This window comes from Spirosoma horti, from assembly GCF_054776595.1.
Map to the genome: position 1 here is coordinate 190,478 of NZ_BAAHBQ010000001.1, position 16,354 is coordinate 206,831.

Annotated in this window: 10 protein-coding genes; 1 reads left to right on the forward strand and 9 read right to left on the reverse strand. The window is 51.1% G+C overall.

Annotated features, from left to right (window positions below):
• Window positions 1-14: 14 nt before the first annotated feature.
• From ACYVAM_RS00930 to ACYVAM_RS00965, 8 genes are all read right to left on the reverse strand, one after another.
• On the reverse strand, window positions 15-938 hold the full coding sequence (locus ACYVAM_RS00930; RefSeq protein ID WP_461062996.1) for a winged helix-turn-helix domain-containing protein: 924 nt from the start codon (window positions 936-938) through the stop codon (window positions 15-17).
• A 112-nt stretch (window positions 939-1,050) separates the two neighbouring features.
• Window positions 1,051-1,464 carry a hypothetical protein gene (locus tag ACYVAM_RS00935; RefSeq protein ID WP_461062998.1) on the reverse strand — a complete coding sequence of 138 codons (414 nt, stop codon included), beginning with the start codon at window positions 1,462-1,464 and terminating at the stop codon, window positions 1,051-1,053.
• Window positions 1,465-1,632: 168 nt separating this feature from the next.
• Window positions 1,633-4,362: an ABC transporter permease gene (locus ACYVAM_RS00940; protein ID WP_461063000.1), complete on the reverse strand. Its 2,730-nt coding sequence runs from the start codon at window positions 4,360-4,362 to the stop codon at window positions 1,633-1,635.
• Between the two features lie 12 nt (window positions 4,363-4,374).
• Window positions 4,375-6,990, reverse strand: coding sequence for an ABC transporter permease (locus ACYVAM_RS00945; RefSeq protein ID WP_461063002.1), 2,616 nt, complete (start codon window positions 6,988-6,990; stop codon window positions 4,375-4,377).
• A gap of 12 nt (window positions 6,991-7,002) precedes the next feature.
• The gene (locus ACYVAM_RS00950; RefSeq protein ID WP_461063004.1) at window positions 7,003-7,338 is read right to left on the reverse strand and encodes a PadR family transcriptional regulator; all 336 of its coding nucleotides are present in this window, start codon (window positions 7,336-7,338) and stop codon (window positions 7,003-7,005) included.
• A 193-nt stretch (window positions 7,339-7,531) separates the two neighbouring features.
• Entirely contained in the window at window positions 7,532-10,753 is a 3,222-nt protein-coding gene (locus ACYVAM_RS00955; protein WP_461063006.1) for an efflux RND transporter permease subunit, read from the reverse strand.
• A 90-nt stretch (window positions 10,754-10,843) separates the two neighbouring features.
• Window positions 10,844-12,007 (reverse strand): efflux RND transporter periplasmic adaptor subunit, encoded by a 1,164-nt coding sequence (locus ACYVAM_RS00960; RefSeq protein WP_461063008.1) that lies wholly within the window; start codon window positions 12,005-12,007, stop codon window positions 10,844-10,846.
• Window positions 12,008-12,120: 113 nt separating this feature from the next.
• Window positions 12,121-13,467: a TolC family protein gene (locus ACYVAM_RS00965; RefSeq protein WP_461063009.1), complete on the reverse strand. Its 1,347-nt coding sequence runs from the start codon at window positions 13,465-13,467 to the stop codon at window positions 12,121-12,123.
• A 376-nt stretch (window positions 13,468-13,843) separates the two neighbouring features.
• Between ACYVAM_RS00965 and ACYVAM_RS00970 the strand changes: the two genes are divergently transcribed.
• On the forward strand, window positions 13,844-15,571 hold the full coding sequence (locus ACYVAM_RS00970; protein WP_461063010.1) for a glutamine--tRNA ligase/YqeY domain fusion protein: 1,728 nt from the start codon (window positions 13,844-13,846) through the stop codon (window positions 15,569-15,571).
• Between the two features lie 172 nt (window positions 15,572-15,743).
• Here the strand turns inward: ACYVAM_RS00970 and ACYVAM_RS00975 are convergent, their stop codons facing one another.
• Window positions 15,744-16,244, reverse strand: coding sequence for a YybH family protein (locus ACYVAM_RS00975; RefSeq protein WP_461063011.1), 501 nt, complete (start codon window positions 16,242-16,244; stop codon window positions 15,744-15,746).
• Between the last annotated feature and the right edge of the window lie 110 nt (window positions 16,245-16,354).

Genomic DNA, 16,354 nt, shown 5'->3' on the forward strand with positions numbered 1-16,354 from the left:
TTTCAGAAGGGTTGTCAACGTTTGCTTGTTTCCTGTACTTCCAGCCGGTAACCAACGCCGTGCACAGCCGCAATTTTAATGGTGGAATCAGGTTGTAAAAGCTTACGTAAACGAGAAATAAACACGTCCAGGCTTCGGCCAACGATAATGCCCTCATCTTCCCAAACCAGTTTCAAAATCAAATCACGCTCCAGAACCTGATTGGGATGGCTCACCAGCAGGCGCAACAGCTTGGTTTCGCGGTAGGTCAAGTTGTGCTGACTGGTTTCTGTAGTGAGCATTTGGTTGTTCACATCGAGGCTGGAACGACCAAACTGGAGTAAGGATGTGGAAGCCGTTTTCACGGGAGTTTGTTGGTTTGGTTCACTCATTCGCTCGTTTCGGCGCCAGCCCACGATGAGTAAACTCACGATCAGCCCGCCAATGGAGAGCGCTGGCCAGAAGGGGAACGGTTTGGCTGGTTCGGCAATAGCGTCGAAGGTGACTTGTAATGTATAGCACCCGGCCGCGATGGATCGGCCTTTGCAAGGTACGCGCTCGTTCTCCAATACATCCCTGACGGAGTATCCTAGTTGTAATTCTCCCTTAGCGCAATCCAGGACGGCAACAGTGTACTCCGCCCTAACCTTATGGATCTGGAAGGATGCCTGAAGGAGAGCAGGAAGCCTGTCATAGTCGAAGGCGTGGTTCAACTGGATACGAAACATGTGCGGATCACGTTGCTCTACGGCCGGAATCCGGGACGTTGAATCGCCAGCCGCACGAAACAGGAGGTGGACCGTTCGTCGGAGGGCCAGGTTGACGTTTTCGGGTGTATAAGCCTTACTGGTTACAGGTGCAGATTCCACAAACTGGACAAATAACAGGCTTATCAACAGGAGAAACCCGCTGATAATCATCAGCCTGAAAACCGTTGATAAGCCTGAATATACCCGCATACACGATGACCTTTTTTTAGAAATGACCCAGTGGAAGAAAGGTACTTGATTTTCGCTTTATTACCTGCCTGGCCCAATCATTTATCTGATACTGACTCGGTTAGTCGACTATTCACTTCACAAGAATTTCATTTTGAGGCAGTGCATAGCGCTTATCTATTGTCAGCAGCACAATATTATCGCCTTTTTTGCAATTGGCTAACACCCGTTGCACGGGAACCTGACACACGGGCCTGCGGGAGTACATATGCAGCGTATTCGTCGCTTTGTCGCGGATGGCCACCGTGAAGGGAACCCTGTTCAGGGGTTTGCTTTCTGTTGACGTCAATGCGACCGTCTTTACCGTCAACTCCCCTTTTGCCGTAGGCGACAGGCAGCACTGACCCGTTGGCTGGAGAAAATTGGCGATCATTCTACTGCCGATAAAAGCGGCCGAACAATTCGAAAACGGCTGCTGCTGAGCGAAACTCATCGTGCAAAGACTGCAAAAAGCGGCAATCAGGCTTTTTTTCATTACGTGTTTCATGGCGTTTGCTTTTGTGTTTAGTGAGGAAGCAAAGCTATCAGCCAATAAAAATTCGCTTGTTAAATGCCTGTAAAACAATGTAAAGGAAATGTAAAAGTACGTCATAACCCGACGTTCGTTCACGCTCACTCTGACATCTCGCAGGAACGGCACGTCTTCGCCCCCGTTTTACTCACTTCGTAAGCTTTTCACCGGATTCATCAAAGCTGCTTTTATCGCCTGGTAGCTAACGGTTGCCAGAGCGATGGCGAGGGCCGCAACCCCGGAAACTGCAAATACCCACCATTCCACGTCGATGTGATACGCAAACTCCTGCAACCATTGATTGATTGCCCACCAGGCCAGCGGAAAGGCGATGCCGTTGGCCATCAGGACCAGTCGCAGGAAATCTTTCGACAATAAGGCGGTGAGGTTCATTACGCTTGCTCCCAGCACTTTGCGTACACCAACTTCCTTAACACGTTGCTCGGCGGCATAGGTGGCCAAGCCGAAAAGTCCCAGACAGGCGATGAAGATGGTGGCCAGGGCAACCCAAATCAGCAGGGTTTGACGGCGTTGATCTTCGGCGTAGAAACGAGCCAGCTGCTCGTCCAGAAAATGATACTCCAGCAGATGCGTAGGGTCTATTTTTGCTAACACGTCCCTCATTTCAGCCAACGTGGCCGGAATATCCTTGCCCTCGATCCGCACCGTGAAGTAATCAATGGCATGCACCTGATTTTTCTGATAAGCCAGCACCATGGGGGCAATTTTTTCGCGCAGCGATTGAAAATGGAAATCCTTCACAATGCCGATAACCCTGGCGCGAAAAGGCTGATTGGCCTCGTTAAGGGGTCTATAACTGCCGCCCATCGCTCGGGAAGGTATGTCAACCCGTTGTGATGAGGCTTCGGTGATGCCGAGTAACTTGGCGGCTGTTTCGTTGAGGATCACGGACGTCGAATCGCTCACACCCCCAAAATTCCGGCCATTCATCAACTGCACCTCAAAGGTTCTGGTGAAGTTCTCATCAGCGCCAATCAGGTAAGCGACTTTGTGTTCATCGCTATTTCCCTCGGGCCTTATTTTGACGGTCGGAATGATCTTCCATTCACCCGGAACCCGCGAGGTAACCGACACCCCTTTGACGGTTGCAATCCGGCCAAACTCGGCTTTGATCGTTTCGGCCCCACTTCGCACTTTACCGCTGTTGATGTCGACGACCAGCAATAATTCTTTATTGAATCCTAGATTCTTCGTATTCGCAAACCGGACTTGCTGGAAAAGCACGATGGTGGCGATCATCATAACGATCGAAATCGTAAACTGAAAAACGACCAATCCTTTCCGCAACGAAAAATCACCTTTATTTTGAATTTTCAGATTCTTCAGCAACAGTAGAGGGCTGAATCTGGACAACAGAAAAGCCGGATAACTACCTGACAATAAACCCGTCGCAACCAGAGCCAGCAGAATAAATAGCCAAATTCTATAGTCGCTATAAATACCAAGCGAAAGTTCTTTATGGGTAAATTCATTGAACGCCGGAAGCAGTACATTGACCAGCACCAGGGCCAAACAGAAAGAAATAATCGTTACGACAAATGATTCGGTCAAAAACTGATAGATAAGATGACTCTGAAACGCCCCGCTGGCTTTGCGAACGCCAATTTCTTTCGACCGGTTGGAGGCCCGGGCCGTGGCCAGGTTCATGTAATTGATGCAGGCAATGAGCAAGACAAACAGCGCGACAACCGCAAAGATGTTGATGTACAGCAGAACTCCCTGGCTCATGGCCTCAACGTTTCCATTTCGGGCCCCATCGACAATATTCTCGGAATACAAGTGAACGTCCGCCAGGGGCTGCAGCGTATAGCTGATCGAGGTACCCGGCTCCAGTCTGGCATTGGCATTCAGCAAGTTGGTAATTTTCGTAGCCGCAACGTCGGGATCGGCGTTTTCTTTCAGGAGAAAAAACGTCGTGAAATTCTGAGAATCCCAGTCGGATATCCAATCGGCAAATTCGTCGTCACTACTAATGGTGGCTTCCGAAACGATCAGGTTGAAATCGAAACTCGAATTGCGGGGGTGATTTTTCAGGACCGCCTTGATTGTCAATGGTTTACCCAATCCGAATTCAAAATCAACGGTTTTACCCACAACCTGGGTCGTATTGAACAGCCGCTGGGCTAATTCTTCCACGATTATAATGGAATTTGGTTCGTTTAAGGCCGATTTGCCATCGCCGTCGATAACGTCAAAATCGAATATGTTTAACAAGGTCGGCGAGCCAAGAGCGATTGTCTCCTGAAACGTGTTTTTGTTTTGCGGGTTTGAAAGATTGGCTCTTCCCAATCGGATAATCCGGGCTGAGTTTTCAATTTCGCCAATCCGTTTCTTCGACTCTTCGGCCACTTTGTAGCTCGATGCTGCGATGGTCAGCTCGTCCGTCGGCGTTTTTTTATGCTGAATAGCCCGATAGATCCGGTTTGTCTTGCGGTGTTGCTGATCGAAGGTAAGTTCGTCAAATAGATAGAGACCGATCAGCAGAAAGCAAGTAATACCGAAGGTCAAACCAGCCACATTGAGTGTGGTGTATAATTTATTCCGACTCAGGGTTCGGAAGGCAATTGTCAAATAATTCCGTAGCATGGCTGTAATAGCTGGTTGAGGATATTTCCGGTATGCCGAATCGGCTGTTTTACGTCGAATGGTTGAAGGCCTTACATACGCCAGCACTTCGCGCCAGTAGGTACCACGCGCTTTTCGCTCGCCCAACCGCCTGACCCGCAGGGCGTAACGCTCGTGCAGGTCGCCCAGCACTTCCTCCCGACAGTGCGGAGCCAGTAGGTTGCTGAGCAGTTTGTCGAGCCATTCAGGTGGGCCGCTGTGGTTATGGGGCGACGGATCGTGGTTCATAGGGTCGATAGCTTACTCAATCCGCAAACTCTTCACCGGGTCTAATAAGGCGGCTTTGATGCTTTGAAAACTGACCGTAAGCAACGTAACGACCAGCGCGCCCAAGCCCGTCAGGGCAAAGATCCACCACGACAGCTCCGTACGGTATTCGTATTTCTGCAACCAGTTCGAAAGCAGGTAGTAGGCTATCGGTGTGGCCAGAACAAAGGCAATACCAACCAGATAAACAAATTCTTTGGACAGCAGCCCCCAGACATTAAGTATCGAAGCGCCCAGCACTTTGCGAACCCCGATCTCCTTCGTGCGTCGTTCGGCCATAAACGACGCCAGACCAAACAAACCCAGACAGGAGATAAAAATGGCCAGACCCGCGAAGAGGCCTGCCAGTTTACCAATCAGTGATTCCAGTTTAAACTTAGCTGCATAGCTCAGATCGGCAAATTTATAACTGTAGGCATAGGACGGGTTGTATTTATTGAACAGAGTCGTCATCTGCGTGAGGGCATCCTGAGTTGCCAGCCGGGGCGAAATCCGGTATAAAAGAACATTGAGGGGACCAGGCGTATAGACGAACATTGTTGGGTCGGCTTTGGCAAAGGGCGATTCCATGAGGGCGTCTTTCACGACACCGACGATTCTCAACTGTCTACCCTGCCAGGTGATGACCTGATCAACGGGAGTTAGCAATTGAAACCGCCTGATGGCCGCTTCGTTGAGGATAACGCTGGTTGTGTCGTTTTCACTGTTGAAATCCCGCCCCTGCGCTAAGGTCATCCCAACCGTTTTAAAGTAGTCGTTGGCCACCCGTATGATGCCCATTTCTACCGTTTCGCCCGCCTTTTTGCCAGGCCATTTGTCCAGATCGGAATGCCACCAGATTTCCGTAGCCGGGCTCGATGACTGCGACACATTTTCAGCAACCCCGCTTTTGATCAACTCGTCTTTGAGAACGGTGAAACTCTGGCCTAACTCACTGTTCATATTGGTCATTAGCAGCCGGTTAACATTATACCCCATCGGCCTGCTCTTGGCGTGTTGAACTTGTTTGAAAACGACAGTGGCACTCAGGATCAAGGCAATGGAGCAACTAAACTGCGCAACAACTAACGCTTTACGAGGCCAGGAAGCAGCTCGCCCAACCTGCATCGTGCCTTTCAGAACCTTCACGGGCTGGAAAGAGGACAGATAAAAGGCGGGTAAACTACCGGCCAGCAAGGCCGTGATCAGGAGGCCGCTTAGCATCGCCATCCAGAACCCGGCACTTGTGTAAGGAATTGCAAGTCGATACTCGATCAGTGCGTTGAAGGCGGGGAGCAGGATCTGTACAAAGAGCAGGGAGAACAGAAAGGCCACTACAGTAAGCAGGAATGATTCGGTCAGAAATTGGCTGATGAGTTGCTGCCGTTGCGACCCAACCGATTTCCGGATGCCCACTTCTTTGGCTCGCTTGGCCGAACGGGCGGTGGTCAGATTGATAAAATTGATGCAGGCAATCAGAACGACCAGAACGCCAATGAGGCTAAACATCCGTACGTATTCAATGAATCCACCCGTTTCTTTCCCGTTCGTATACGTTGAGTACAGATGCCAATTTTGCAGCGCTTGCAGGATAACCACCGAATTCATGGCATTCAGGTTATTCTTCTCCGTGTGTTCAATCAGCGCGATTTTAGGGGCTACCTGCGCGTAGGACACGCCGGGTTTGAGCTTGACGAAGAGCTGATATGAGTTATCGCCAAAGCTTCCGCTGCGGGCCATTCGCACGTCGTTTACCGTTGCTTCGTAATAACTGAACGGAACGAGGTAGTTGAACTGCAGCGACGAGTTGGTGGGTAGGTCTTTCAGAATACCTGTTACTTTTAAGTCGTTCTGATTATCGAATCGCACGATTTTACCCATTGCACTCTCACTTCCAAAAAGCGCTTTGGCTGTCGATTCGGTCAGTACAATCGAATAGGGATCTGCCAAAGCCGTACCAGCTTTTCCTTCGACCAGCGGATACTGAAACATTTGCAGAAAGTTACCTCCAATCTGGACACCGCTCATGAATAGCTTTTTGTCACCGACCTTGAGACCATGCGATCCCATAAAATCGCTTTCGGCGAGGTGTTCAATCTCTGGTATCTGGTCACGCAGGGCATTGGCTAACTTCAACGATGTCGATGTAAAGGTGAGCGTGTCGCCATTACTGTTAAAATTTCGCCGTACCTGATAAAGCTGCTGATAGTCCGGAAGAAATTTGTCATACGAATATTCATGCTGTATCCACAGGCCAATGAGCATGGCAACCGCCATCCCAACCGATAAACCCGCAATGTTGATAAACGAATAGCCCTTTTGCTTAAGTAGGTTGCGCCAGGCGATTTTCAGGTAATTCCGTAGCATAGCTGTCTGTCTTGGGGTTGAATACGTTGATGGTTTTCGTTTGATAATGGATGGCCTCACATACGCCAGCACCTCGCGCCAGTAGGTCCCACGTGCTTTGTGCTCGCCCAGCCGCCTGACCCGCAAGGCATAACGCTCGTGCAGGTCGCCCATTACCTCCTCCCGCAGATGGGGCGCCACCAGGTTGCGGAGCAATTTGTCAAGCCACACGGGGGGTGGCGTAGTTTGTTGGTTAGGGTCCATACCGGTGAAAGGCTAGCTCCATTTAAGTATGGTTTGCGGGATAATGCGATCCCACAGCCGATTCCGAACGGCGCGTACTTCACTCAGAACACGTCCGCCCAGGGGCGTAACGGTGAACAGGCGTTTCCGTCGCCCACCCCGCTCAGCGGTTGCGTCACCCAACAGCGAGGTCAGATAGCCTTTCTGTTCCAGCCGCTGAAGGGCCGCATGAACCGCTCCCGTACTGACCGAGTTGCCCGTTTCGCGCTCCAGCTCTTCCGCAATGACCACCGAATAGGCCGTAGGCGAAAGTGCCGCCACCGCCAGCAAAACGACCTCTTCAAATTCGCCTAAATCACTCCGACGCATGGGGTTATCCGTTGGATTATAGTCTTCATCTTATTTCCTCTATTTCTGTATGTCAAATGCCTTGCCAAACTACAAAAAAGGCCACTCCGTTGAGAAGTGGCCTTTTTCAGAACAATTAGATGATGCTATTTCGTCCAGAAACGGACAATATCCGTACGTTTCTGGACAGTTGGATTGGGGTGTACAACCAACGTTACTCGTGATTCCGGCCGTTGGCAGGCACAGCCTGAACAACTGGTCTGGCTGGATCCTGCGGCTGTTCATCCTTCTTCGCATTCGCCTTTAATTTCTCAAGTCCTTTTTTGCCATAAGCGAGCTTCGAGATAGCGACATACAAAACGGGGACGACGAAAATAGCCAGTGAAGTAGCAGCCAGCATACCGCCCAATACCGTCCGACCAATGGTTGCCCGGGCAACGCCACCCGCTCCTGTAGCCAACGCCAATGGGAACACCCCTAAAATGAATGCCAGCGATGTCATCAGAATGGGGCGCAAGCGCAGGCGAACCGCTTCAATGGTCGACTCCAGTAAATCCTCCCCTCGGTCGACGCGCTCTTTGGCAAACTCCACAATCAGGATGGCATTTTTTGCTGCCAGACCAATCAGGGTAATCAACCCAATCTGCGCATAGACGTTATTGGTCAGATACGGGAATATAATCAGCGCCGTAATGGCTCCCAAAGCGCCGATCGGTACGGATAGCAGTACCGAAAACGGTACAGACCAGCTTTCATACAGGGCCGCCAGGAACAGGAATACGAAGCCAATCGACAGCATAAAAATATAAATGGAACTGCTGCCCGCATTGATCTCTTCCCGGCTCAGTCCGCCGAAATCATAGGCATACCCGGCGGGTAGTACCTTAGCTGCCACTTCGCGCAGAGCATCGTTGGCCTGGCTGGTACTATATCCTGGTTTGGCGCCCCCGTTCAGCTCGACCGAACGGAACAGGTTAAAGTGTGAAATCAGCGGAGCATTTTCAATGACGCTGGTTTTGATAACCGTACTGATGGGTACCAGCTGGCCCGCTCCGTTGCGAACGTAATACTGATTGAGCGCCTTGATGTCGGCCCGGTACATGGTATCGGCCTGGGCTACAACGCGGAACTTACGTCCGTAAATGATAAAGTCGTTCACATATTGGCTACCCAGCAGCGTCTGCATGGTGGTGTACACGGAGCTAACCGAGATGCCCAGTTTCTTACATTTATCCCGGTCAACATCCACCCGATAGGCCGGCGATTTGGCGGTGAAATAAGTAAAGGCACGCGAAATTTCGGGGCGTTTATTGGCCTCAACCAGGAAGTTCTGCACCACGTTGTCAAACGCCCGCACATCGTCGTTGGATTCGCGCTGCTGGATCTCGAAGGTAAAACCGGACGATTGACCTAACCCCGGAATAGCGGGTGGCTGCAACACTTGTGGTCGAGCATCGTTCAAACCGGCCAATGCCTTCTGTAGCTTCACCACCAGCGAGTCGGCCTGCATATTCCGTTCTTTCCGTTCTTCCCAGGGTTTCAGCTGCATGAACACCGTACCACTGTTCGACTTAGACGCGAAGGTAATGGCGTTCAGCCCCCCCAGGGCCGCGAAGTGAGCCACATACGGTTGCTGTTTCAAAATACTCATCACTTTGTTGAGTACTTCAAGGCTACGGGTTGTCGAAGCGGCTTCGGGAATCTCGTACGTAACGATCAGACGACCTTCATCTTCCGTCGGAATAAACCCGGTTGGTTTTGCCCGGAATAATAATCCGGTTCCGATATACACCACGATGAGGCCAACGATGACCAGCGGAGTTGCTTTGATCAGTCGCTGTACGCCGTTCGAATAGGCGTTGGTGACCCGTTCGAACCACTGGTTGAATTTGTAGAAAAACTTGTTCAGCCCCGTAGCTTTCTCGTCGATGTGCATCGGACGAAGGAGTAGCGTACATAAAGCCGGTGTAAGGGATAGCGCGACGAATGCCGAAATCAATACAGACACGGCGATGGTAATGGCAAACTGCTGATAAAGCCGCCCAACGATACCCGGAATGAAACCAACCGGCACGAACACAGCCGCCAGAATCAGAGCAATGGCAATTACCGGCGCCGAAATCTCACGCATGGCTTCTCGGGTTGCCTCTTTCGGCGTCATGCCTTTATCGAGGTTCACCTGAACAGCCTCCACCACCACAATGGCATCATCGACCACAATACCGATGGCCAGTACGAACGCAAAAAGAGTTAATGTGTTGATTGTAAACCCAAGCGGCACAAACAGAGCGAATGTACCGACGATAGACACCGGAATGGCCAGCAGGGTAATCAAGGTAGCCCGCCAGCTCTGAAGAAACAGGAAAACGACCAGAATTACCAGCACTAAAGCTTCGAGAAGCGTTTCGACTACCTCACCAATGGACACCTGAATAACCGAAACCGATTCGAATGGAACTACGTATTCAACGTCTTTGGGGAAGGTCTTTTTCAGGTTGTCCATGGCCTGATAAACGCCTTTTGCCGTTTCAAGCGCGTTACTGCCCGGCAACTGATACACGAGCAGATACGAAGCGCGTTTGCCATCAACGAACGAGTTACTGGCATAGGAGAACTTGCCCAGTTGTACCCGGGCTACGTCTGACAGATAAACCAGGGAGCCTTTGGCAGGATCGCTGCGGACGATGATCTTACGAAAGTCATCTTCTTTGCTGAGTCGGCTATTGGTAAAAACGGAATATTCAAAAGCCTGGGACGCTGGCTGTGGAGATGCCCCCACCGAGCCGCCTGCTACCTGCAGGTTTTGTTCCTGTAATGCAGCGACCACATCATCGGGTGTCAGGCCCAACTGCGCCAGGCGATCTGGTTTGAGCCAGATCCGCATACTGAAATCGTCAGCCCGGCTGAAAATATCGCCCACACCCGGCACCCGCAACAGCGCATCCCGAATGTAAATGTTGGTGTAGTTGTCCAGGAACGACACGTTGTGGGTTCCTTTTGGTGAGTACATGGCCACCAGCATAAACAGCGATGGATTCCGTTTACGAACCACGACCCCAAGGCGGGTAACTTCCTGGGGCAACTGCGGCTGGGCGATACCAACACGGTTCTGAACGTCGAGAGCGGCAATGTTTACATCGGTGCCCACTTTAAAGGTAACGTTCATCGTCATCCGGCCATCGTTGGTGGCATTGGTCTGCACATAGTCCATACCGGGCGTACCGTTCACCTGGGTTTCAATCGGCGTGGCAACGGTTTGTTCCACCGTTTGGGCGTCGGCTCCGGTGTAGGTACCGGTCACCTGCACCACTGGGGGTGTAATGTCCGGGTACTGGCTGACGGGTAAGCTTAACAGGGCCAGTATGCCCATCACAACGATCACGATAGACGCGACAATGGCGGTGACGGGCCGATTTATAAATATTTCTGCGAACATAAGTCAGAGAGTGAACGAGCGAACGAAGGAAAGAGCGAATGTTTGCCGGAGCGTCAGTCCGCTCGTTCACGCATTCATTCGTTCGCTCAGTTATTTTGCGGCTGTTTGTTTGTTGCTGGAGTCGCCCTTCGCGCTCCCTTCCTGACCAGAAGAGGTAACCCGCACTTTAGCGCCTTCACGTACTTTCTGGGTTCCTTCCGTTACCACCACTTCACCTTCATTCAGGCCATTCTTAACGATTACTTTATCGTTGATGCGGGCGCCCAGCGACACTTTTTTCTGAGTTACTTTGCTGCTGTCGCCAACGACAAAAACGAAGTATTCGCTCATCTGCTCGATTACGGCCTGGTAAGGAATTAGCAACTGAGGCTGACCCGTGCTGTTTTTTACCCGCACATTGGCATTGATTCCTACTTTCAGTTCTTTACCTGGATTCGGGAAGGCTACCCGAACGCGTAACGTTCCCGTTTGCGGGTCGACGGCGCGGTCAACGATGCGCACAGAGCCGGGATATTTATAGGTACTCCCATCGGGCATCACCAACTGAAGGGTCGAATCCCGGGCAGCATTTTTCTGATTCTGCAACTTGACAAAGCGCGGTATTTCAGAAGCATCTACCTGGAGATCGGCCGAAATCGGATTGTCCGACGAAATCGTGTTGAGGGGTGTCGACCCCGGCGCTACAGCCGCGCCAAGACGCACCTGCGAGATACCAATTGTACCGTCCAGTGGGGCATAAATCGTAGTGTATTTCAAATTCGTACCGACCTGCCGAATCGTAGCCTGAGCCGCTTCCACCTGCATCCGGGTAGCCTCCAGCGATGCATTGGCATTGTCGACCAGTTGTTTGGCAACAGCGTCCTGCTGCGCCAGGGTATTATAGCGGTCGGCGTCTTTCTGCGCCCGGTTTAGGTTGGCTTTCTGAACGTTGAGGTTCGCCACTGCCTGGTCGTAGCCTGCCCGGTATTGCTGCGGGTCGATTGTATAGAGCTTTTGCCCTTTGCGCACCTGCTGCCCGTCCTGAAAGAAAATACCCGTAATATTTCCCGATACCTGCGGTTGAATTTCCACTTCGACCAGGGCTGTCACGGTGGCCGGGAACTGATCGTAATAGGTTGCATTTTCCCGCTCGGCTTTCACGGCAGAAACGGCGGTTGGTGGCGGAGGAGCCTGTTGCTGGTCGTCTTTTTTGCCGCCACAAGCCGCTAGCAACACTCCTCCGGTAAGTAAAAGTAGGTGATTGAAAAGCTTCATAAATGATTGTTCCGGGTCGCCGGTACGAATTACTATAGGCCGTTTGTTAACAAGAACCAGGTATTGATCCGGGGGTTCGCTGACTAACGACCATTGCGTTTTAAGGTAGTATGCTATTGTTGAAACTGAATAACGCCCAGGGACTGCTGAACATCTAACTTACTGATTAACACCTGATATAAAGCATTGAATACGTTGAGCCGCGCGGTTCTCAGATCAGCCTCGGCAATGGTCACGTCCAGATACGTTTTTATACCGGATCGGTATTGAAGGTTGATGACTCGGTACACATCTTCGGCGAGTACCTGGTTTTCCCGGAGAGCCAGATAATTAGCCAGATTACCCTTATAATTGGCCAGCGCCTGAGCATACTCTGCGTCGACAGCGCTGGTCAGCGCGGCCAGATCCCAGTTCAACCGCTGCACCTGCAATTCCGCAATCTTCGTCTGTTGTATTCGTCGCCCCCCCTGAAAAATAGGTAGTGCAACCGCTAAACCTATGGCTGAATTAGGAAACGATGTACTGTAAAGTTGACCAAAGGCATTGTTCTGATACAGCAGATTATAATTACCGAAAGCCGATACGGACGGTAGATAAGCCCATCGGTTATAGCGCACATTAGCGGCCAGCAGGCGACCCTGCGTTTGCAGCAACTGGTATTCGATCCGGCTTTGGGGATTGGCCAGCAGAGTTGTATCCAAAATAACCTCGTTCGCCAGTTGAAGTGTGTCGTACGTTAAATTAAGCACGCCATTCGGCGGATAGCCCATGAGCTGCTTTAGCGTTTGAACCTTCGCCCCTACCAGATCCCGGTATTGCTTCTGCTGGGCACGGGAGTTGTTGAGCGCAATCCGTGCCCGTTGCGGGTCTGTCCGGTCAACGATTCCCCCCTGGTACTGGTTGGACGCATCCTGCAGACTCCGTTGCAGCCGGGCAATGTCTTCGCTTAGAATATCCACCTGCCGCTGCGTCAGAACGACATCGTAGAAGGCTTTGCTGACATTGACAACCACATCGATCTTGTTTCTGACCGTGTTCTGGGAAGCCTGGACACGGTAAGCATCGGCGGTTCGGCTGGCCAGCAACACATCGCGGTTGAAGATGCTTTGCGTAACGGATAACGAAGCGGTCGACGTGTTTTTGGCGCCAATGGTTCGGGGAACACTCTCGCCGGTAGTGGGATCAGGGAAGATCGTCGTCGGCAACTTAATGTTGTGAATAAGGTTGTAACCGGCGGCAATCTGTGGATACCAGGCTGCGAGCGCACTTTGCACCGTCCGTTCGGCAATTTCCTGATCAATAAATGACTGGCGAACAATAGGCTGGTGGCCTAAAGCATACTGAATACAATCGGGCAGGTAAGCCTGACGGGCTAATGAGTCTGCTGTTTTTTGCGCGAAAACCGAACCCGAACATGCGCTGATAACTCCAAGGAGGAGGATAAACCAACAATTCTTCATAAATCAATGAGTGGCAATCGTATCCGTTGATGACACTAGTCAACAACGTGTACTATCCAACAACTGTTTCTGATTGCCCTTTTGTTCACTCGTAATAATAAATTAATTAATGATCTTTGATTACTTAAGTAATTTTCTTCAAATAAAATACGCAAATTTCTTACTGATATCTTACTGATTATCAATTAGTAATGAATCTATAAAATGAAAACTGCCGATCAGCCGGCAAGTTGGAAATGAACGCAACGAGTACGCGGCTTACTTAGCTAGTGGTTTTTCGGTAAGTAGGCTTTCATTTTAAAACAACTGGGCTCGGGTTTGTCAAACCCGCTCAAAGCCCGTAATTTCGGGGCTTTATCAGCAGCGATTAAGCGACATGACTGAAGTAACGAAAGACTCCGACGAACACAGTGCGGCAGACCGCAATAACGCCGGAGGATCCTTGAATTTTATTGAACAAATTGTTGAAGACGATTTAGCGTCGGGCAAGAACGGTGGCCGGGTGCATACCCGTTTTCCGCCCGAGCCAAACGGCTATCTGCACATTGGCCACGCCAAGTCGATTTGTCTCAACTTCGGTCTGGCCGACAAATACGGCGGACAAACAAATCTCCGGTTCGATGATACAAACCCCGTTACGGAGGATACCGAATACGTCGACTCCATCAAGAACGATGTCCGCTGGCTTGGCTTTACCTGGGAAAATGAGTTTTACGCATCTGACTACTTCGATCAGATTTATCAGTTTGCCGAAACCCTGATCCAGAAAGGGTTAGCGTATGTCGACGATTCCACTGCGGAGGAAATAGCGGCTCAAAAAGGAACCCCGACCGAACCGGGAAAGATAAACCAGTACCGCGACCGGAGCGTCGATGAGAACCTCGATCTGTTCCGGCAGATGAAGGCGGGTGAGTATCCCGATGGGGCGAAAGTGCTCCGGGCGAAGGTCGATATGGCATCGCCAAATATGCAGTTGCGCGATCCTATCATTTACCGCATCAAACACGCGCATCACCACCGCACGGGCGATACCTGGTGCATTTACCCCATGTACGATTTTGCCCACGGGCAGTCCGACGCCATCGAACATATTACCCATTCGTTGTGTACGCTGGAGTTTGAAGTACACCGGCCTCTGTACGAATGGTTTATTGATAAATTAAGCATTTTCCCTTCCCGCCAGATCGAATTTGCCCGACTGAACCTGACCTACACGGTCATGAGCAAACGTAAGCTGAAACTATTGGTGGAAGAAGGGCACGTAACGGGTTGGGACGATCCGCGTATGCCAACCATCGCGGGCATTCGTCGGCGGGGCTATACACCGGCCAGCCTCCGTGAATTTGCTGACCGGATCGGCATTGCCAAACGGGACAACCTGATCGATGTTGGTCTGCTCGAGTTCTGCATCCGTGAAGAACTGAACAAAACGACTCATCGGGTTATGGCCGTTCTGGACGAAAAACCCCTCAAGCTCGTCCTGACCAATTACGAAGTTGGCCGGGAAGAAATCATGCGGATCGAGAACAATCCGGAAGATCCGGCATCGGGTGAACGCGATGTGCCGTTTAGCCGGGAGGTGTACATCGAACGGGATGATTTCATGGAAAATCCTCCCAAGAAGTTCTTCCGGCTGTTTCCGGGCGGTATGGTTCGACTTAAAGGGGCCTACATTATTAAGTGCGACGAGGTAGTGAAAGATAATGCGGGCGAGATCATCGAACTGCGTTGCTCTTACATTCCGGAGAGCCGGAGCGGTTCCGATACGTCGGGCATCAACGTTAAAGGTACCATTCACTGGGTATCGGTGCCCCACGCCGTCGAGGCTGAGGTGCGTCTGTACGACCGCCTGTTCTCGGTCGAAAACCCGGCCGCCGACGATCGGGATTTTAAAGAATTGCTCAACCCGAATTCGTTAACGGTCGTTCGGGCGTTTGTCGAGCCGTCGCTGGTTGCGTCCATCCAATCGAGCTCGCCAACGAACGTGCAGTTTATGCGCAAAGGGTACTTCATCAGCGACCCTGATTCTACCGCCGATCGACCCGTTTTCAACCGGACCGTCACGCTGAAAGACGCCTGGGCGAAAGAGCAGAAGAAGGGGTAATGCCAGTACCATTTCTGACATGAATTCCGGCAATGACTTAAGAATTCTGAGTCATTGTCGGAATTTAACCCATCTATAAGCACAAGGTTTCTGCTTTCTGCATGGCCTGGGTATGACGAACAATCACCCAGAATGTAGAGAATCTTCCTGGTTATACTGATTAAATCGCCAATCACTTTCCGCAGGCGGCACTGCCCGAGCAGGCCAGACTTACAAATAGCTCAGAACGAATTCGCCAGCCCTCACTGTCTTTTTGCCACATGGTCAGGTAAACACCGGTTATGGTTTGAATCCCGTCGGGTCGCTGAAAACGCCCGACCCAATGCCCCTGTTCAGCAGCGAGGGGAGCCGATGTACTCACCTGTACGCTATCCGTCATCCGCACATAACCAAGAAACGACTTGTCCCTGAACTGGACGGACACCGACGCCAGCACCGAATCACGGCCCGACACATGGGAACCACTTCCTCGGGTTACGTCAATGTCGGCTCGCATTGTTTGTCCAAATCCGGCAAGATTTCGCGCCTGAATGGCTTCATTCGACTGCAACCTCAAGGCACGAATTAGTCTCTCGTCGGCTTTCGATTCAGCCCCGCCCTGAGCCAGTGAATAAAGCGGCACCAACCCAACAAATAGAACCGGAAATAAATACACGAGCACGATTTTCTTCATGACATGAAGATAGTGTATAATAAACGGCAGTAGCTATTTATCAAGATTACGATCGACGATCGATTAAATTCCATCCAGTGAGTAGTAGCTACTACCTTACTTCCTACTTT

Coding starts and splice junctions, on each gene's coding strand:
- ACYVAM_RS00930 (WP_461062996.1), bottom strand. CDS start 938: ATGCGGGTATATTCAGGCTTATCAACGGTTTTCAGGCTGATGATTATC.
- ACYVAM_RS00935 (WP_461062998.1), bottom strand. CDS start 1,464: ATGAAACACGTAATGAAAAAAAGCCTGATTGCCGCTTTTTGCAGTCTT.
- ACYVAM_RS00940 (WP_461063000.1), bottom strand. CDS start 4,362: ATGAACCACGATCCGTCGCCCCATAACCACAGCGGCCCACCTGAATGG.
- ACYVAM_RS00945 (WP_461063002.1), bottom strand. CDS start 6,990: ATGGACCCTAACCAACAAACTACGCCACCCCCCGTGTGGCTTGACAAA.
- ACYVAM_RS00950 (WP_461063004.1), bottom strand. CDS start 7,338: ATGCGTCGGAGTGATTTAGGCGAATTTGAAGAGGTCGTTTTGCTGGCG.
- ACYVAM_RS00955 (WP_461063006.1), bottom strand. CDS start 10,753: ATGTTCGCAGAAATATTTATAAATCGGCCCGTCACCGCCATTGTCGCG.
- ACYVAM_RS00960 (WP_461063008.1), bottom strand. CDS start 12,007: ATGAAGCTTTTCAATCACCTACTTTTACTTACCGGAGGAGTGTTGCTA.
- ACYVAM_RS00965 (WP_461063009.1), bottom strand. CDS start 13,467: ATGAAGAATTGTTGGTTTATCCTCCTCCTTGGAGTTATCAGCGCATGT.
- ACYVAM_RS00970 (WP_461063010.1), top strand. CDS start 13,844: ATGACTGAAGTAACGAAAGACTCCGACGAACACAGTGCGGCAGACCGC.
- ACYVAM_RS00975 (WP_461063011.1), bottom strand. CDS start 16,244: ATGAAGAAAATCGTGCTCGTGTATTTATTTCCGGTTCTATTTGTTGGG.